General features: G+C 38.1%; 18 protein-coding genes. 8 read left to right on the forward strand and 10 right to left on the reverse strand.

Features of this window, described 5'->3' with window-relative positions:
* Positions 1-218: 218 nt before the first annotated feature.
* From murA to IM793_RS21455, 6 genes are all read right to left on the reverse strand, one after another.
* On the reverse strand, positions 219-1544 hold the full coding sequence (gene murA, locus IM793_RS21430; RefSeq protein WP_132401077.1) for a UDP-N-acetylglucosamine 1-carboxyvinyltransferase: 1326 nt from the start codon (positions 1542-1544) through the stop codon (positions 219-221).
* 79 nt (positions 1545-1623) lie between these two features.
* Positions 1624-2313 carry a DUF4290 domain-containing protein gene (locus IM793_RS21435; RefSeq protein ID WP_132401074.1) on the reverse strand — a complete coding sequence of 230 codons (690 nt, stop codon included), beginning with the start codon at positions 2311-2313 and terminating at the stop codon, positions 1624-1626.
* A 953-nt stretch (positions 2314-3266) separates the two neighbouring features.
* Positions 3267-3764 (reverse strand): histidine phosphatase family protein, encoded by a 498-nt coding sequence (locus IM793_RS21440; protein ID WP_193424898.1) that lies wholly within the window; start codon positions 3762-3764, stop codon positions 3267-3269.
* Positions 3757-4788, reverse strand: a complete 1032-nt coding sequence (locus IM793_RS21445; RefSeq protein ID WP_193424900.1) for a glycosyltransferase family 9 protein — start codon at positions 4786-4788, stop codon at positions 3757-3759. Before IM793_RS21445 ends, IM793_RS21440 begins: the two co-directional genes overlap by 8 nt.
* A 72-nt stretch (positions 4789-4860) precedes the next feature.
* Complete coding sequence (locus tag IM793_RS21450; protein ID WP_193424902.1) at positions 4861-5463, reverse strand: DUF4254 domain-containing protein; 603 nt, start codon at positions 5461-5463, stop codon at positions 4861-4863.
* Between the two features lie 115 nt (positions 5464-5578).
* Positions 5579-7255 carry a DNA polymerase/3'-5' exonuclease PolX gene (locus IM793_RS21455; protein WP_193424904.1) on the reverse strand — a complete coding sequence of 559 codons (1677 nt, stop codon included), beginning with the start codon at positions 7253-7255 and terminating at the stop codon, positions 5579-5581.
* An 87-nt stretch (positions 7256-7342) separates the two neighbouring features.
* Between IM793_RS21455 and IM793_RS21460 the strand changes: the two genes are divergently transcribed.
* Positions 7343-7972, forward strand: coding sequence for a hypothetical protein (locus IM793_RS21460; RefSeq protein WP_193424906.1), 630 nt, complete (start codon positions 7343-7345; stop codon positions 7970-7972).
* Positions 7973-8155: 183 nt separating this feature from the next.
* Here IM793_RS21460 and sppA read toward each other — a convergent pair whose 3' ends face one another.
* Positions 8156-9922 carry a signal peptide peptidase SppA gene (gene sppA / locus IM793_RS21465; protein ID WP_193424908.1) on the reverse strand — a complete coding sequence of 589 codons (1767 nt, stop codon included), beginning with the start codon at positions 9920-9922 and terminating at the stop codon, positions 8156-8158.
* A gap of 40 nt (positions 9923-9962) precedes the next feature.
* Between sppA and folK the strand changes: the two genes are divergently transcribed.
* Entirely contained in the window at positions 9963-10469 is a 507-nt protein-coding gene (gene folK / locus IM793_RS21470; protein ID WP_193424910.1) for a 2-amino-4-hydroxy-6-hydroxymethyldihydropteridine diphosphokinase, read from the forward strand.
* A 766-nt stretch (positions 10470-11235) separates the two neighbouring features.
* On the opposite strand, the gene pssA is transcribed toward folK, so the two are convergent.
* Positions 11236-11928, reverse strand: a complete 693-nt coding sequence (gene pssA / locus IM793_RS21475) for a CDP-diacylglycerol--serine O-phosphatidyltransferase (RefSeq protein WP_193424913.1) — start codon at positions 11926-11928, stop codon at positions 11236-11238.
* A gap of 95 nt (positions 11929-12023) precedes the next feature.
* The gene (rho, locus tag IM793_RS21480; RefSeq protein WP_193424915.1) at positions 12024-13766 is read right to left on the reverse strand and encodes a transcription termination factor Rho; all 1743 of its coding nucleotides are present in this window, start codon (positions 13764-13766) and stop codon (positions 12024-12026) included.
* A gap of 422 nt (positions 13767-14188) precedes the next feature.
* Here rho and pyrF point away from each other — a divergent pair, with 422 nt between their 5' ends.
* The 6 genes from pyrF (at position 14189) to IM793_RS21510 (ending at position 18166) form a co-directional block, all read left to right on the forward strand.
* A complete protein-coding gene (gene pyrF, locus IM793_RS21485) occupies positions 14189-15019 on the forward strand; it encodes an orotidine-5'-phosphate decarboxylase (RefSeq protein WP_193424917.1) in 831 nt (276 codons plus the stop codon).
* A gap of 644 nt (positions 15020-15663) precedes the next feature.
* The gene (locus tag IM793_RS21490) at positions 15664-15918 is read left to right on the forward strand and encodes a hypothetical protein (protein WP_193424919.1); all 255 of its coding nucleotides are present in this window, start codon (positions 15664-15666) and stop codon (positions 15916-15918) included.
* Positions 15909-16232, forward strand: coding sequence for a hypothetical protein (locus IM793_RS21495; protein WP_193424921.1), 324 nt, complete (start codon positions 15909-15911; stop codon positions 16230-16232). Before IM793_RS21490 ends, IM793_RS21495 begins: the two co-directional genes overlap by 10 nt.
* A 36-nt stretch (positions 16233-16268) precedes the next feature.
* Positions 16269-17552 (forward strand): DUF2851 family protein, encoded by a 1284-nt coding sequence (locus tag IM793_RS21500; RefSeq protein WP_193424924.1) that lies wholly within the window; start codon positions 16269-16271, stop codon positions 17550-17552.
* A gap of 51 nt (positions 17553-17603) precedes the next feature.
* Positions 17604-17819: a hypothetical protein gene (locus IM793_RS21505; RefSeq protein ID WP_121282797.1), complete on the forward strand. Its 216-nt coding sequence runs from the start codon at positions 17604-17606 to the stop codon at positions 17817-17819.
* Positions 17820-17947: 128 nt separating this feature from the next.
* The gene (locus IM793_RS21510) at positions 17948-18166 is read left to right on the forward strand and encodes a PspC family transcriptional regulator (RefSeq protein WP_132401036.1); all 219 of its coding nucleotides are present in this window, start codon (positions 17948-17950) and stop codon (positions 18164-18166) included.
* Between the two features lie 71 nt (positions 18167-18237).
* Here IM793_RS21510 and IM793_RS21515 read toward each other — a convergent pair whose 3' ends face one another.
* Entirely contained in the window at positions 18238-18894 is a 657-nt protein-coding gene (locus tag IM793_RS21515) for an ankyrin repeat domain-containing protein (protein ID WP_193424927.1), read from the reverse strand.
* Positions 18895-19524 lie beyond the last annotated feature (630 nt).

Here is a 19524-nt window from a genome sequence, read left to right on the forward strand (position 1 = left end):
CCTGAACTTGTTTCAGGATCTTTCAAGGAGTTATCCCTTTCGATACGTCCTTTCGAGTGGAGTGCAACGGAACCGAGAAATCTGTTAAGTTAGATCTCTCCATTTCGCTGCGCTTCAGTCGAGATGACGAAAAACCATAAAAAAACGTCCGGTAATTATTCCCGGACGTTTTTCTTTATGTTATTTTCGCTTTAAGCTTTAGTCTTTCTGTTTTAAGCTTAATGACCAGGCGCATCAGCATTTACACGCTTAATTTGCGCACCTAAAGCACGTAAACGGGTGTCGATATCCTGATAGCCACGTTCAATCTGTTCGATGTTATAAATGGTCGATTTACCTTCAGCAGATAAAGCTGCAATTAACAATGAAACTCCGGCCCTGATGTCAGGAGAAGTCATGCTGATTCCGCGAAGTTTATATTTCTTGTCAATACCATTAACGGTTGCACGGTGCGGATCGCAAAGGATGATTTGTGCACCCATGTCAATCAGTTTATCCACGAAGAACAAACGGCTCTCGAACATTTTCTGGTGAATGAGTACGTTTCCTTTTGCCTGTGTAGCCACAACCAAAACAATACTCAATAAATCTGGTGTGAAACCTGGCCATGGCGAATCGGCAATGGTTAAAATCGAACCATCAATAAAGGTGTCGATTTCGTAGTGTTTTTGCGATGGTACATAAATATCGTCACCACGACGCTCTAGTTTGATCCCTAGTTTTTTGAAAACCTCTGGTATTACGCCAAGCTCATCGTAACAAACATCTTTAATGGTAATTTCCGATTCTGTCATCGCAGCCATACCAATGAAAGAGCCAATTTCAATCATATCAGGCAGCATTCTGTGCTCGGTTCCACCCAATACTTTAACACCTTCAATGGTAAGCAGGTTTGAGCCAATGCCTGAAATTTTTGCGCCCATGCGGTTAAGCATTTTACAAAGTTGTTGTAAATATGGTTCGCAGGCTGCATTATAAATGGTAGTGGTACCTTTCGCCAAAACAGCGGCCATTACAATGTTTGCTGTTCCGGTTACCGATGCTTCATCTAATAGAATATAAGCACCTTGTAAATTGGTGGCATCAACGTTAAAGAAAGCTTTTTTGCTATCGTAAACGAATTTTGCACCTAGTTTTTCGAAACCGATAAAGTGGGTATCCAACCTTCTGCGACCAATTTTATCACCACCTGGTTTCGGGATTGCTGCTTTGCCAAAACGGGCCAACAATGGTCCTACAATCATAATTGAACCACGTAAACCACCACCTTTAGCCTTAAAAGTATCAGATTCAAAGAAATTTAAATCGATGTTTTTGGCTTCGAAGGTATAGGTGTCTTTATTAATGCGTTCAACAGTAACGCCCAAATCGCCCAATAACTCGATCAGTTTGTTTACATCTTTAATATCAGGGATATTGCTGATGGTAACTTTTTCTTCGGTAAGCAATACTGCAGATAAAATCTGTAATGCTTCGTTTTTGGCACCTTGGGGAGTGATTTCGCCTTTTAATTTAATTCCGCCTGTTATTTCAAATGCGTTCATATTTTTTGTATTTAGTATCAGGTATCAAGTATTGGTGTCGGTTTTTAATCTATCACCTTATGCCTTTTGCCCTTCACCCTTAATATTTAGGTTTATTATTATTGTTGCGTTGACGGTTGTTATTGTTGTTATTGTTCTGACGGTTTTTACCGTTGTTGTTATTATTGTTGCTTCTGCCCCGGTTATTGTTATTATTGCTTTGACGAGGATTTTGTGCTCTAAATTCTACTTTCGCCAGGTTAACACCTTCATCAAGTGACAACAATCCGCCAGAAAGATATTTTAAATCCTTAATAATGGTATCATCGCTCACATTATCCTTATTCCAGGTAACATAAGCCATTTTCATAAAGTTTGCGATGCTCTGAACCATTGCCTTCTTAATTTCGGCATTTTCTTCACGCATGGCTTTTTCAATCAGATTCTCAACCGTTTTACCATAGTGTTTGTAGGTAATTCTTTGTTGAGGATAGGCCAGTGGTGCTGGTTTAATGTAAGCATTTTCAATTAATGGCTTAGGGTAAGGACTGTCTACATCAATCTGATAGCCAGAAATAATGTGTAAGTGATCCCAAAGCTTATGCTTGAAATCGGCAACATCACGCAAATGTGGTTGCAAAAAACCCATCAGGTCGATTACCGCCTGGGCATATTTATTACGTTCTTCAATGGTGGGTAATTCGCAGATATACTTCACCATATTTTGTACGTTACGGCCATATTCAGATAAAATTAAATGGCTACGCGTAGTATTATAATCAAAATTCATGTACAGATAAATTAATGGATAAATTTTCTGGCGATACGAATTATGAAATAACCAGAAGAGTGTAGGTTATGAATTCACCGAAATGTCTATTGCCAGATTTTCGTTTTATATATTCAAAGGTAATAAAATTATTTAATTTGTGATATTCTTATCTAAATTGTGATAATTTTTAAGTGGGGCGATCATCTATCGTCCTCGTTTGTAACGAGGATGCAAGAGAATAGCGATTCTATCGCTTCTATGCACTTAATTTGCATTACAAATGCGTCTCTCACTAATCCTCGTTGCAACGAAAACTATTTAAAGATTATTTAATTTGTGATATGCTTATCTGAATTGTGATAATTTAAGTTGGGCGATCATCTATCGTCCTCGTTTGTAACGAGGATGCAAGAGAATAGCGATTCTATCGCTTCTATGCACTTAATTTGCATTACAAATGCGTCTCTCACAAATCCTCGTTGCAACGAGAACTATTTAAAGATTATTTAATTTGTGGTATGCTTATCTAAATTGTGATAATTTTTAAGTTGGGCGATCATCTATCGTCCTCGTTTGTAACGAGGATGCAAGAGAATAGCGATTCTATCGCTTCTATGTACTTAATTTGCATTACAAATGCGTCTGTCACTAATCCTCGTCGCAACGAGGACTATTTAAAGATTATTTGATTTGTGATATGCTTATCTGAATTGTGATAATTTAAGTGCGGCGATTTTTTTTGGAAATGTTCGTTCAGTAGTTCTTGGCTTCTTCAGTCCCGCTGTCCCTGCTGCCGAAGAAAAATCGGCATTCGTTCCCATCGGGTTTATTTAACTGTGGATTTTGCTTGTCGCGAAAAACCTTTCTAGCGCCAAATACGTCTAAGCCGTTAGAAGTTGATATTCTGTTCGTTGAAGCCAATCTGTAAGAATTTAAACCTTAATACTCCTAACTCCTTAATGGTAAAAGCCTTAAATTTCATCACTATTCTTCGGGTAATCAAAAAACACCAATTCTCCTGTTCCTTTGCTTACCATCTGCCATGAATCAAAAGGAAAAGAAATTAATACCATGCCCGCTGTTGGAATGTTGTAGATGTCTGCATCGCATAACTCGTTCGCGAAATCGGTAAAACCAGGATTATGACCAAACATCACTACATTTTCAGCATCATCATCCAAGCCATTAACCACTTTAAGCAAAGCTGAGGTATTGGCCTCATAAATAGATTCTTCGAATTGGATCTGATCGATTTGGTAAGCTTCAGCGAAAAATTTAGCTGTAGATTTGGCTCTTTTTGCCGGACTGCTCACAATCAAGTCTATTTTAAAACCTTTATTAATAAGTCTCTCGGCCATTTCAGGAGCATTTTCTTTGCCACGTTTGTTCAACGGTCTGTCGAAATCTTTTAAATCTAAATTTCCCCAATCCGATTTGCCATGACGGACCAAAAGTAATTGCTTAGCCATTTAATTTCTCTTTAATTTTGTTAACGATGGTTTCAGGCTTAATTAAGTCTATACAATTTTCAACACCGCAAAGGCAAGGTTTGTTTCCATAAATAGAATTTGGCCTCGAAGGGTGGTCGATCTGAATGCAATCGCTTTCCAATTGTCCATATCCCAAAAAGCCGGCGTAAGGATGTGTTGGTCCCCAAATGGATACCACAGGTACGCCTGCAAGTGATGCCATATGCATGCCTGATGAGTCCATACTTAACATTAGATCTAAGTTTGAGATAATGGCTAGCTCTTCCGTTAAGTTAAAATTTCCGATTAAATTATGGGTGTTTTTATGCTTTTCAGCCCATTTTTCAGCTATTTTATGTTCTTCTTTACCACCTCCAAAAACCAGTATCTTGTAACCGAGATCACTTAACGCAACAATTACTTCTTCCATTTTTTCTAAAGCATATACTTTATAAATATGTTGTGCGAAAGGAGAGATGCCGATTTTTTTTGTGGTTTTATCACTAAATAAAGCCTCGGCTTTTTTAGGCAGCGTCTGTGCTGATTTATTAATTTGGTGACTGAGTTTAGTATTAAAACCTAATTCGCGGAGAACATCAGCATAACGCTCAACAGTTTGTTTTAAAGGCTTAAAAACTTTATTATGCTGGCGAGTCAGCGCTTTTTTCTCCGCCCTTCCTTTATTTATCCGCTTAATTTTTGTGCCTGTTAAACGGAAAAAAGTAGAAATAGCCCGGCTTCTTAAATTATCATGTAAATCTGCTATAGCAGTTGGTTTATAGCTCCGAAGCTCCTGATAAAGTTTATACAGGCCGTCAATTCCCTTATGAATGGTTTTAGGCTGGATAGGATGAAAGGTGAGATTGGGGATATGATCGAAAAATGGTTTAAATGCAGGTCTGCTTACCATGATGATTTCTGCAGATGTGTTTTGCTCTGAAAATTCTCGTAAAATAGAGGCTACCATGGCCACATCGCCCATTGCCGAAAAACGTAAAACGATAATTTTTTGGGTTGCGGCCATAATGTTTTACCACAAAGGCACAAAGAGCACCAAGGCATTCCTTGTGTTCTTCGTGTCTTTGTGGTTGATTATTTATGCTTTATTATACAATACCGGATTTAAACTCGGATCGTTATACATTTTCATTTGTTTGTACACTTTCATGTATTTTTTACCAGCTTCAATATCGGCCAATAATTCGTCAATGCTGGTTGAAAGATCCTCGCGTTGTGATAACAATACATTTAATTTAGTTTGGCATTGTGCACGGTGCTCAGCCGATGCACTTTCGCGTTCGGCTTCTTCCTGCATGTGGTAAATTTTTAGTGCCAATATAGAAAGCCTGTCTATTGCCCATGCCGGACTTTCTGTGTTGATTTTTGCTTCTGGTAAAGCTGCAATTCCCTGGTAAAGATTTAAGAAATAACCATCAATAAACTCCACCATATCGGTACGCACCTGGTTTTGTGCATCAATGCGTCTTTTCCAGCTCAAACCTTCAACGGGATCAATCTGTGGATTACGCACTACATCTTCCATGTGCCACTGGGCAGTATCGATCCAGTTTTTAACATAAAAAAGATGCTCCAAACTTTCGGCATCATACGGGTTTTCAACCGGATGGTCAATATCATCAAACTTGTGGTAGTCTGTAATTACCTGATTAAATATACGGTTGGCAATTTCACTTATCATGGGGCAAAGATATTAAAAGATTGAATAGATTGATTTTTTTCCTGACGGGATGATTACACAGATTTATTTTGTAAAATTTAAACAGGTTAATTTATAGTATGTTTTCCGCTAACCGCTAACCCTTCTTGCTATCAAAATACGCCGTTATCTCCTCTAAAGAAAAAGCATTTAAACATTTATCGGCGCTTAAACCACCTTTGCGAGCCACTAAAATACCGTAATGCATATCATGGAAACCTTCGGTACGGTGGGCATCAGGATTTACAGAAAGTAATACACCTTTTTCTAAAGCATAGCGGTGCCAGCGCCAGTCTAAATCTAAACGTAAAGGATTGGCATTAATTTCGATCACCACTTTATTTGCTGCACAGGAATCAATAATCTTTTTGTAATCGATCGGATATCCAGCCCTGCTTAACAATAAACGGCCAGTTGGGTGGCCTAAAATGGTGGTATATGGGTTTTCAATCGCTTTTAACAAACGCGCTGTAGCTTTGGCTTCATCCATGCGGAGGTTACTGTGAACAGAAGCTACCACAAAATCAAATGTTTTTAAAATATCATCTGAATAATCGAGCGAGCCATCACTTAAAATATCACTCTCAATACCTTTGAAGATTTTGAAAGGAGCGAGTTTTTTATTGAGCTCGTCTATTTCCTGGTGCTGGCCGAAAACACGCTGCTCATTCAATCCTTTGGCATAAACCGCGGTTTTAGAGTGGTCGCAGATTCCTAAATACTGAAGATTTAAGTGCTCTTTGCAATATACGGCCATCTGCTCCAGGGTGTGTACGCCATCGCTCCAGGTAGAGTGGTTGTGCAAACTGCCTTTTAAATCTTCATATTGGATTAAGGTAGGGAGTTTATTTGCTTTAGCCAGTTCTATTTCATCAAAATCTTCGCGTAGTTCGGGTTCGATAAAAGCTAATCCGGCCTTGCTGTAAATTTCTTCTTCATTTGCGAAAGGTCCATCGCCAGCTAAAGCCAACACTTTTTCAACATGTTCGGTATTTCCGGTGAGTTTGAACCATTGCAAATAAAAATCAGCTTTTTCTACCAGGTAAATCTTGATTCTAAAACCTGCTTCGGTAGTGCAGATGAAAGCATTTTCAGCTTCGATAAGCGAAAGTGGAGCGAAAGCAGGTAAGTTTTGTTTAAGGGTACCAATTTGTTCAGCACCGATTACAATTTCCAGTTCGTCGATAATTTCGCATGCCCTGCGGTATTGACCACCGAAACCCAAAAGAGCACTGTTGTCAATTTTTCCAGTCCAGTCAGCAAGCTGTGTAAATAAGGTTTTGGCAAAACCTTCCACCTGCGCATACAAAAACCGTCCGTTGGCTGCGAGTTTAAATTCGATCGCATTCTTAATTTCTTCCTGCGTTTTTAAACCGAAACCTTTTGCTTCAATTAAGCGGTTTTCGTTGCAGGCGTAGTACAATTCACCAATGCTCTCTATGCCTAAAGTACGCCAGATAATGAATATCTTTTTCGGTCCGATACCTTTTATAGCCAGCATTTCCACCACACCTTCGGGTGTTTTCTCCAGAATTTCGTTAAGTTCTTTTAGTTCTCCTGTTTGGAGAAGTTCTATGATTTTGGAAGCCAGCCCTTTGCCTATACCATCAATTTTATCCAGTTCATCTAAAGGTTTGTCTTTCAACGCAAAGGGTAGTTTGTCTACTTTGAAATAGGCATTTGCGACTGATTTAATTTTGAAAGGATTTTCTTCGTGCAGTTCCATAAGCTGCGATAAGAGGCGTAAGGTGCGGGCGATGGTCTTATTTTCCATAGGGGGGTAAAATTAGGAAATAATGCCTCAAATCCTTAAGAGCGCACAAATTAAAACACAATTTTTATTAATTGTTGTTTTACACTCATGAAAAATATAAAATTTGCCTTTTTAGGATTAACTATAAGTTTGGCAGCATGCCAATCTGCCAATAAAAATGATCAGCACAAAACGGATTCGGTAAGTAACCTAAAACCGGCCACAGCAGAAGCTATGGATACACGGTTTCTAATTGTAGCCGGTAAATCCATTGGCGAAATTTCTTTAGGCGAAAATATGGAACAGGTAGGAGAAAAACTTGGAAGACCTGATGCTGGCGATGCCGCAATGGGAAAAGCCTGGGGGATTTGGTACAGTAACGATTCGACAGGAAAGCATCCCAACGAAATTGCAGTATATTCTTCTTATCGGGATACCAGTATGCTTGTAAAGGATGTAAAACAGATCAGGATTACCGCTAATAAGTTTAAAACAAAAGATGGTTTGGCAACAGGTACTACCCTTGAAGACACAAAACAGAAATTTCCTGCTATTGAAAAACTTTCTTCGTATTTAAATGAAGATAAAGATACCGTTACGGTCTATGATGCCAAAAAAGATGGGATTGGCTTTGAATTTTTAAAAGGGAAAAGCATTTCTTTAACGGTACATCCGGTAAATACTTCGGTTAACGCCACTTACCTTACTTTACACCCGGAATGGAAATTGATTGACTAGGGGGAGATGTAAGAGGTAAGATGTAAAATGGATAATGGGCTCTTTAGCTCATGGTTTGATAGTTCATGGTTAATTGTTTGGTATGTTATACCTACGTGGCTATTAACTATTTAACTATGAACCATCAACCCTTTTATACGAACTCTAGCCTTCCATCATCCATTTTCCATCTTCCATCATTCTCTATTTAATAACTGCTTCAAATGGCATACGTGCCTGAATTCCAGAGCTTGCGATTACCTTTTTCATTTGTTGGTAAAGCATATAATTATCGCCAAGTTCCTGTTTGGTATAGTAAGTTTTAACTCTGTCTGTACCCTCATCCATTAGCGATTTCCATGGGTCAATTACATCCGGATATTCTACAACCTTATAATTCTTTATTTTAGCTTTTTTAGCGGCTGCTTTAATGGCATCATTAAAACTTCCAATTCTATCAGCCAGCCCAATTTGAACAGCATCAGTCCCAATCCAAACATGGCCACCGCCAATGCTATCAATATAGGCTTTACTTTTCTTTCTGCCATCGGCTACACGGCTTACAAAACCGCTATAAATTCTGTTTAATTCATTCTGGATGATGAATCTTTCACCTGCAGTCATAGGGCGGTTGGTAGCCATAATATCAGCATATTTACCGGTTTTAACACCGTCAAATGTAATTCCGAGTTTGTTGGTCATTAAATTCTGGAAGTTCGGAATGATCCCAAATACACCGATAGAACCCGTAATGGTATTCGGTTGTACAAAAATACTATCGGCAGCACAACCAATATAATAACCGCCTGATGCGGCCACATCGCCAAAGGATGCGATAACCGGCTTTTCCTTTCTGGTAAGCACAACCTCCCTCCAGATCACGTCTGAAGCTAAAGCGCTGCCTCCGGGAGAGTTTACACGGAGTACAACCGCTTTAATGTCGTCATCTAAACGAGCCTTTCTGATCGCTCTGGAAATGCGCTCTGAACCGATCTGGTTATCAGAACCTTCTCCTCCGTTAATTTCACCATTGGCATAAATTATGGCAACTTTATCTTTTCCTTCGCCTGTGTCGCTATTGTTTTTTGCATAATCGTTAATCGAAACTGCGCGAATATTCTCTCCTCTGGTTCTGCCTGACAATCCTTTTAATTCTTCTAAAATCTGATCTTTGTACTTTAAAGCATCAATCATTTTAAAGTTTACTGCATCTTGTGGCTGCTGCACTTTGTAATTATCGGCAATATTATACAGACTATCTTTTTGGATATTTCTGCTTTGCGCAATATCGGTTAAGAAAGTATTGTATAAACCACCAACATAAGCCGTAACCTGTTTACGGTTATAATCGCTCATTTTATCCAGGATAAATGGCTCGACTGCACTTTTGTAATTTCCTACACGGATAACCTGCATTTCTACACCAACTTTTTCTAATGTTCCTTTAAAAAAAGTTAATTCAGAGCTAAATCCTTTGAATTCTAACGCTCCTTCTGGATTTAAATATACTTTATCAGCAACAGAAGCCAAATAATAAGCACCCTGGGTATATACTTCGCTATAGGCGATAATTTTTTTATGTGATTTTTTAAAATCGATCAGTGCATTTCTCACCTCACGCAAAGTTGCATATCCAGCATTCGGACTGCTCACATTCAGGTAAATACATTTGATATTATCATCTGTTTTGGCTTTTTGCAATGCTTTTAAGAAGTCGTTTAAGCCTATGGCTTCTTTTTCTTCACCTCCAACAATTGGTAGGTTTCCGAATGGATTTTTAGGTGTACGCTCGGTAATGGCTTGATCTAAATTTAGAAATAGTACCGAATTGTTAGATACAACAACTGTTTTGTCGCTATCAATTGAAGATATTAAACCCACTACAACTACGAAGCAGATAATAAATACAATTACTATCGATAAGAAAAAGCCCAACATAGAGGCAAATAAATACTTAAAGAATTCTCTCATTTAAATGTTTTAATTTTGTGCTGTAAAGATATAAAAATACATGATGCTTAATCAAGCTTTAGAGTACAGTACGGCTTATTTGTTACTGGGTGGAAATTTAGGTAACAGGGAGGCAAATTTGAAAAAGGCCATCGAACTATTGAACGATAAAATTGGTAAGGTAATAGCCAGCTCATCTCTTTACGAAACCGCAGCATGGGGCAAAACCGACCAGCCCGCATTTTTAAACCAGGCAATAGCTTTGCAAACTAATTTAAGTGCTTTGGAAGTTTTAGATCTTGCATTAAGTATTGAGCAGGAACTGGGCAGAGTGAGGAAAGATAAATGGGGGGAGCGCTTAATTGATATCGATCTGATCCTGTTTGGAGATCAAATCATCAATATTCCAGATAAACTTCAGGTACCTCACCCGCATATGCAGAGCCGGAAATTTGTGATGGAACCCCTGGCTGAGATTGCCCCCGAAGTGGTGCATCCTATACTGAGGGAAACGATTTTATCAATCAGTCGCAATATCAAAGATCCGCTTGAGGTTAAAAAGCTTTGATGTATCAGATTTTACTGCACAAGGAGGTGAGAAAGGTAATGTCAACATGTTGACACATCTTTTTTAAGTTAATTTATGCGTTTTGCTAACCAACTTTAATAAAGCACGGATTTTAACCAAGGACGCTGTCAATCCCAAGAGCCGGAGAAATCAAAAAAACAGGTGCACAAGAGCAAAAATGGTAGTAACAAACCTGAAACGCAGTGGTTTTGTGTTTATAACCGAAGATTTAATTTTGAAAAAAAATATTGAACACAAACCCCGCAGGGCTCAATCAGACCAAAGAAAACACACACAACACCTGATTAAACTAAGTGTCGCTGTTTTTTTGATGCGCATAGGATTGTGCAAAAGGCTCATTGCTGGATTGACCAAGCGCTTTGGGTACTTTGGCGCTCCAAAATGCGTAGCATTCTTGAGCACACCTAAAAACAACAGCAACTGCGAAAAACTACCATGCCCCGCGGCATAGAGCGAAAAAAAACAACATTTCGCTCCAAAGTATAATTTTAAGATATCAAAGCTTGCTATTAGCACGAAAGATGCTGACCACGTAGTAGCTACAAGGCGATTGAAAACACTATTTCTACTTGTAAAATAAATTCAGCATGACGATCGACCTAGGCAACGACGCTAAAAATAAATGTAAATTAACAGAGATGTGTTCACATGATAGGCGCAGGCGGGAACCACGAAGTGCTCAACGAAGCTAATCTTGAAGCTTATCGCATTACGATTCCATAAGATATATATCATAAATTATCCCTTAGGATAATTTACTTGGAGTTGCTCCCCTAAAATGCAGAAAAGACAAAGCAATATATAATACCAATACAAAAGGTATCGCTGCAAATTTTAGAAAGGCAATTAACACTGCCGATAGGATGAGGAAAATAAATTTAATTTTGTTTTTCGCCCAGCTTAGATTGCTGAATTTTAAAGAGAATATTTTTATTTCGCTCACCAATAAAAAGCTTGTTATTGCCGTAATACCAATGAGCAACATGCTGGAAGAAATAATCTGTGGATAATCGTGCGCAATAAAAGGCAATGAACAAATAAACAAAGTATTCATCGGTGTATTCAAGCCAATAAAATCCTCCGTTTGCCTTGTGTCGTTATTAAATTTTGCCAGTCTAAGTGCAGAAAAAACAGTAATAATAAAGCCGAAATAGGGAAGGTATTCAGATGAATAATCACTTGCCTTTAACAGGTGAAACATAATTACCCCGGGTAAAAACCCAAAACTTACCATATCTGCCAAAGAGTCAAGATCTTTGCCAATTGCCGATTTTACATTTAATAAACGAGCAACCATGCCATCAAAAAAATCGAAAATCCCGGAGAAAATAACGAAATAAGCTGCGGTTTCTAAATTGCCTTTAAATGCAAAAACGATTCCGATACAACCAGATAAAAGGTTTGCACAGGTAATCGCATTAGGGAGATGCTTTTTCATGAGGTATAGGGTATAAGGTATAAGGTTTAAGGTGTAAGGTTTAGGCATCCAAATAGGAACCTTAAGCCTTACACCTTTTACCTTCCAGCCTTAAACTAGCTGTTCATCGAAATTAAGAACTCTTCGTTACTTTTTGTTCCTTTTATTTGAGATTGAACAAATTCCATTGCTTCCTGGCTGTTCATATCAGCAAGGTGGTTACGTAAAATCCATACACGTTGCAAAATATCTCTGTCTAACAATAAATCATCTCTACGGGTACTTGAAGCGGTAATATCAATTGCAGGGAAGATCCGTTTGTTAGATAATTTACGGTCTAACTGAAGCTCCATGTTACCTGTTCCTTTAAATTCTTCGAAGATCACTTCATCCATTTTAGAACCTGTATCGGTTAATGCAGTAGCTAAAATAGTTAATGAACCACCATTTTCGATGTTACGTGCAGCACCGAAGAAACGTTTTGGTTTGTGTAAAGCGTTTGCATCAACACCACCTGATAATATTTTACCTGATGCCGGTGCTGTTGTATTATAAGCCCTGGCCAAACGGGTAATCGAATCTAAAAGGATTACTACATCATGTCCGCTTTCTACCAAACGTTTTGCTTTTTCTAAAACAATGTTGGCAATTTTAACGTGGCGCTCAGCTGGCTCATCAAAAGTTGAGGCAATTACCTCAGCCCTTACACTACGTGCCATATCGGTAACCTCTTCAGGGCGCTCATCAATTAATAAGATAATTAAATAAACTTCAGGGTGGTTTTTAGCAATTGCATTGGCAACCTCCTTCAATAAATTGGTTTTACCCGTTTTAGGTTGTGCTACAATTAAACCACGTTGACCTTTACCAATTGGTGTAAATAAATCCATAATACGGGTAGAGTAATTGCTGTTATCCGTAAATAAATTTAATTTTTCAGTTGGGAAAAGCGGTGTTAAATAATCGAAAGGAACACGGTCGCGAACCTCAGCAGGGATTCTGCCGTTAATGGTTTCTACACGAACCAAAGGGAAGTATTTTTCGCCTTCTTTTGGCGGACGGATGCTACCTTTTACCGTATCACCGGTTTTTAATCCAAAAAGTTTTATTTGAGACTGAGATACATAAATATCATCAGGAGAAGTTAAGTAGTTGTAATCTGCAGAGCGCAAGAAACCATAACCATCAGGCATAATTTCCAAAACACCCTCATTTGTAATTACGTTATCGAAATCTAAGTTCGAGTAACTGTTTTCGTTTTTGTGGTGATTGCCACCACTTGGTTGTTTTTGCTGGCGATTTTCGTCACGCTGCGGTTTTTCCTGTTTTTCTTTAGGCTCTTGTTTTTGTTTTTGAGCAACCGGAAGTACTTCTGCACTTTCTTCTATTAAAGCTGAGATTGGTTTTACACTTTCTTCACCTTCAACAATCCTGTCAGGCTGTCTTTCCGGCTGTTGTTGGTGTTGAGGCTCGTCAAATAACGTTACCGCATCCCTTCTTCTTTCAACCGGCGCTGCAGGCTCATCTTTTGTTAACCTTGCTCTTTTTTTAACAGGCTTGTCGGCTGTAGTAGCTGCAGGCTTATCAGCTACCACTGTAGAAGCGGCTGCTGCAGCTGCGGCAGCAACTTTTGGTACTTTTGCAGCTTTGGTTTTAGGCGCAGGAGTAGCTGTAACAGGTTCGGTTTCGCTATAAGGGTCTGCACCAGCTTTAGCGGCATTTATAATTTCTTGCTGGTGTAAAAGTACCTCAACAAGGTCGATTTTTCTTAGGGAGTCGGCACCTTCAATGCCATAGCTTTTTGCTAGCTCACGTAATTCTGTTGTGAGCTTATCATTTAATTCTGTTTTACTAAACATTCTAAATATATATGTTTCAAGAAATTTTTCATTTGTTTATAACGGATGTTTTCTGTTATAAATTTGCACAGGCTTAAAAAATATTTGTGTTAATGTAAGCCCGGCTTTTCATTGTGCATAAGTTCTTAAGGCTATAAAACTAAATGAGTTGGTTATTGGATGTACTCAAATGTTTCATATATTGTTTATAAGCTGAATACAAAGCGACAATCGCTTTCAAAAATGGTAACAAAAAACAAGTCTTGATAAATTTTTCTGGGATATTCAGATAAACGGTTGAGAAATTATGGTGCAATTGTATGTATTTGAAACGTAATCTGCAAGCAAAAGTTTAAAATGTTTATAAAAATAATTAATGTGCGCATTATTTTGTCGCTCAGAAAACTTAAAAATCTTCATATTTGCAGCAAATAAGCCCATATATGACAAAGCAGCAACTTTTCGAGCAGATACAAAAAAAACGTTCATTTTTATGTGTCGGATTAGATTCTTCGTTAGATAAGATACCACAACACCTGTTGAAATACGAAAATCCGATTCTGGAATTCAATAAACAAATTATTGATGCTACAAAAGATTTGTGTGTAGCTTATAAACCCAATACTGCTTTTTATGAATGTTATGGCAAAAAAGGATGGGAAACCTTAATTGAAACCTGGAAATATATTCCACAGGATATTTTTTCTATTGCTGATGCTAAACGCGGCGACATTGGAAATACTTCTGCCATGTATGCCGAAACCTTTTTTAACGCTGCATCGTCTGATATGAGTTTCGATTCGGTTACCGTTGCACCTTATATGGGCAGCGATTCGGTAACACCGTTTTTAACTTTTAAAGATAAATGGGTAATTCTATTGGCTTTAACCTCGAATGCGGGGCATGCCGATTTTCAATTGCAGGAAATTGGAGCAGACAGGCTCTTCGAAAAAGTGATTAAAACCTCGCAAACCTGGGCAACAGCTGAGCAGATGATGTATGTAGTTGGGGCTACACGCGGTGCGGCATTTGGCGATGTACGTAAACTGGCACCAGATCACTTCCTTTTAGTGCCGGGGGTTGGTGCGCAGGGCGGAGATTTAAGCGAAGTGTGTAAATATGGGTTAAACTCACAATGCGGATTATTGATCAATTCATCAAGGGGGATTATCTATGCCAGCCAGGGAGAAGACTTTGCCGAAAAAGCCAGGGAAGAGGCTTTAAAACTGCAACAGGAAATGGAGCAGATTTTGATTAAAGCAGGGTTGGTATAAAAAAACTGAATATCGGTTGTTGCTTTGAGAAATAATTTATCGTACACAATTCAATATTAAGAGCCTGTTTAAAATTAAGTAAAATTTATTTCGTATGTCAGTCTGAGCGTAGTCGAAGACAATTTTTTATAGTAAGAGAAGCAATCGACTTCGCTACCATTGACGTTGTTTTACAAATAATTATTAATCAGCATTTTAACTGCTTTCGCATTTCCATCCAGCTAGGCCATAGTACGGTATCCCCGTTCTACTTAAATCCGGCCTAACAAATTTTTCGGGCTGCACCGTCCAAGCCAACCTATTAGCTTCAAAAGAAAACGGCGTAGCCCTCATGAATGCAGCTGAAAGTTATAAACAACAAATGAATAAATTTTCAGCCGGTGTTTTTTGTTTCTTTTTGGCAGCAAAAAGAAAGAGCCCTTCGGCGGCGGCGAGCCGAGGCAAGACCGCGTGTAGGATAAGAGAAGACAATTTTACGTCACTCATATTGATTTTAAATAATTAATTAACCCTCAGTGTGACAAACTAGGAGAAGTAATGTATTGAATAAAATTTAAACAGGCTCTAATAATGTATATAATTGATTATTTTGCCTATAGCTCATCCTTTTTCTTTGTGTAAAAAATTCCTATATTTAATTGTTTATGACCAACCCTTTCGATGATATGGACTTTAAATCGTTACTTGAGCATGTAAAAAATCTTTCAGCTGCTGAAAAAAAAGAACTGGTGCGGGTTTTAAATGAAGGCCAGCTTCCGGTGGTTAATGAAGAGCAGGTAGCTTATGTAAAGACACCCGCAACGCATAATTCTTTTGATGCGAAGTGGGAGGAAAGTTTATCGGCTTCTGAATTTAAAGCAGCAGCCATTCAGCATATTAATGCCTTACCTTGGAAATAGTACGCTTCAATCCCTCGGTTCTGCTTTATCTTAACGAACTGGTTGATGTGCTTTTTTACGAAAACTATTTCAGTATCCGCGAAAGTGCTATAGATTACGTGATCAGATTGATTGATGTCGCTGAAAGTAAAATCGTGAAGAAGCAATATTATAGTGCTCCAAAGGCTATTTCTCATCATGGCAGTTGGCTAATCCATTTTAATATCAGTGAGAAAACAACCTGGTACTTTGTATTCGAAAAAAGTGAGAATCGTTATTTGTTTACCTATGTGTTTAACAACTACTCCAAAGAAGCTCAAAATTTAAACTTATAAGTTAGTTGTAGCCAAATAAATTTATTATCTTCAAGGATGAATTTTCCAGAAGATTTTCTTCATTACGTTTGGCAATTCAGGTCGTTCGATTTTAACGATCTGCAAACCACACGTGGCGAAAATCTGAAAATCATAAACCCGGGCTTGCTTAATAAAAACTCTGGTCCCGATTTTTTTCATGCAAAAATCGAAATGGGTAATACCACCTGGGCGGGGAATGTAGAAATTCATTTAAAATCATCTGACTGGTTAAAACACAACCACCAGGTTAATCCTGCGTATGAAAATGTAATCTTACATGTTGTTTACCAGCATGATGCCGAAATAACCAGGATGGATGGAACCATTTTGCCGGTTTTAGAACTGAAGAGCCGGATTTCAAAGGATCTGATCAGCAAGTACGAAAACCTGTTCCTCACCCTAACTGATTTTCCTTGCATTGCCCAAATAGGAAGGGTAGATGAGTTAATCGTAGATTCTTTTTTATCAAGAACATTGATTGAGCGTTTTGAGCAGAAAACAAATGCTGTTACAGAAACCTTAAATGAATTAAACGGGAATTGGGATGAGACTTTCTACCGTTTTATGGCCCGTAATTTTGGTTTCAAAATAAACGCTCTGCCTTTTGAGTTATTTGCCAAGGCAGTTCCACAGCATATTTATGCCAGGCATAAAAATAATCCACATCAGATAGAAGCGTTGGTTTTTGGTGCTGCAGGCTTTTTAAATGATCATTTTGAAGAAGAATATCCCCGAAAGTTAAAAGCCGAATTTCAGTTTCTCCAAAAGAAATATAACCTTATACCCATTGATGTTTCACTGTGGAAATTTATGCGCATGCGTCCACAAAATTTCCCAACCATTCGTTTGGCACAATTTGCAGCATTAATAACCAAAGCCAATCATCTTTTTTCTAAAATTATGGAAATAAAGAATGTGGCTGAACTGCGTACCTTATTTGAAAACCTGCCCGTAAACGATTACTGGAAAACACATTATCATTTTAAAAAGGTAGCTTCCTCCGTAAATATCCAGATCGGAAAAACATCAGTAGACAATATCCTTTTAAATACCGTAGCCTTGTTTTTATTTGCTTATGGGAAACATACGGCAACACAATATTTTATCAGTAGGGCAATAAAACTGTTAGAAAGTTTGCCTGCAGAGCAAAATGCAATTACCGATAAATATACTGAAGCGGGCGTGAAGATGATGAACGCATTTGCCTCTCAGGGAATTTTGCAGCTAAAAAAGCAATATTGCGATGAGAAAAAATGCTTATCTTGTGGTATTGGAATTAAAATTTTAAAACAGGCCTAAGTTTTTCTGCTTTCCGGTAAAACTTTACACCCTATAATCTGTTTCCACATTATGGAATTTCCACACGAGCTAAAAGAACTATATCCTAATCAGATTATTGAGGTTAGGGGTAATGCCGATGCCTTAACTGTTATTTTAAACAGAGATGTCGATATCCATCAGTTTAAGGCAGAATTAATCAAAAAGTTTTCGGGATTGGAAGAACAACAAACGCTTTTTATAAAACATGAAGATAAGCAGGATTTCGAAAAATTAATTTTGGAATAAATGCGTTTTGGTTTGCCATTAAAATTTAACCAATTAATTTTCCTAAATTAGATTGCTGAAAGCAAATCATGTTTTCGGACAGTTTTAATTTAGTGTAGTGCAATTAAGATTTTTAAAATAAGCTTAACATGTTCCAGAGAATTATCACTTATTTTGAACAGCAGAGTTTTGGAGTGTCTACCTATTTAGCCAATAAGCTGAATATGAGTACTGCTAAAGTGCGTCTGTTTTTTATTTATTCGTCATTTTTGGCGGTAGGTTTTCCTATACTGTTCTATTTTTTGGCTGCCGTAGTGCTCGATATCAGGACGTACATGAAAAGAATGCGAATGCGGATCTGGGAATAAAACGTAAGAAGTATTATGGATGATGGAAAAGGGCTGCCAGATCAGACTTTTGACTGAAGACTCACGACTAATTAATCATCGTCTCTTAAAATTTCGGCAATTTCATTAAAGCCCTTTTCTGCGGCTAAATCTGCAGGGAGTTTTCCGCCTTCCATACGTAAAGAAACTTCCGCTCCGTGTTCTAACAATAAAATTATCAGTTCAATATTTCCGAGTTGAGCGGCAGTATGTAAAGGAGCTAAACCTGCTTTCTGGCAAACATTTGGATATGCACCCGCATCTAAGAGCATTTTAGTAATATTAAAATTATTGGCTGCAACTGCCGAGTGGATAGGAAATACATTGAAGCCGTTTTTTGATGCCAGGTTAACCTCAGCGCCTTTTAAAACCAGAAAACGGGCTAATTCTTCATGTCCGAAATAGCAGGCTAAACCAAGTGGTGTAAAACCATCTTCAGAAAATTCATTGATACTGGCAGGGTTTTGAAAAATCAATAGCGTAGCCGCGTCGAATTTACCAACGGCACAGGCCTCAAACAAGGTTAAATGATCTACAAATTCAGCAATTAAATCAGCTATTTCCTGTTTTTTGTAATAACAAGCCAATAATAAAGGCGAAATGTGATGGGAAGTATCAACATTTGCCAATTTTGGATTTTCAATTAAAATTTCTTTTACTGCTTGTAAATTTCCAGCCTCAATTTGCTCTTCGAGTTGCGCTATACCCATAATATTGTTTCAAAAATCGCTTTAAATTAACTAAAATTAAGGAATTGTAAACTTTAATGCCTAAATATATATAGTGTAAGGCAATCTACCAAGACCTCAACGGTTAAAAAACTATTATATCTCCAAAAAGAACCACTGGACTAAAAATTGCCAACTGAAAGCTGCAACTCATTTGGGCGTTCCCCAAGCTACGCAAGGGGCGGGCTTTACAGGGCTGCGCTTCGCTCCGGTACCGATGAAGGTCGGTACTAAGAGGTATCGTCATTGCGAGAAGGCTTTTTCAGCCGACGAAGCAATCTTACAACGATCGCTACTAGCGTGCGCATTAAGATTATTCATTTTTGCAGTTGCTTTTAAAGGCATTCATGAACTCAATCGTTCGGTTATCTTCGTTCCTCGCAATGACGGACCATTCTATTGGAATCTGTCAATGATAGCTTGTCGAAGGGCTTGCTTTTAAATGTCTTGCAGGGCGTTTCGATACTTCGTCAGGCTCAGTACAGGCTGAACTCAACTTGATGAAAAAAATGAATTACCATTTATGATACAGCCTTTCGATCGCAGTTAGTCTTACGCCCCAAGAACAACAGACTCATGTTAAATAAACCTGATAGAACGAAAAGCCCGGAA

It is taken from the genome of Pedobacter sp. MR2016-19, assembly GCF_014947265.1.
GTDB lineage: Bacteria > Bacteroidota > Bacteroidia > Sphingobacteriales > Sphingobacteriaceae > Pedobacter.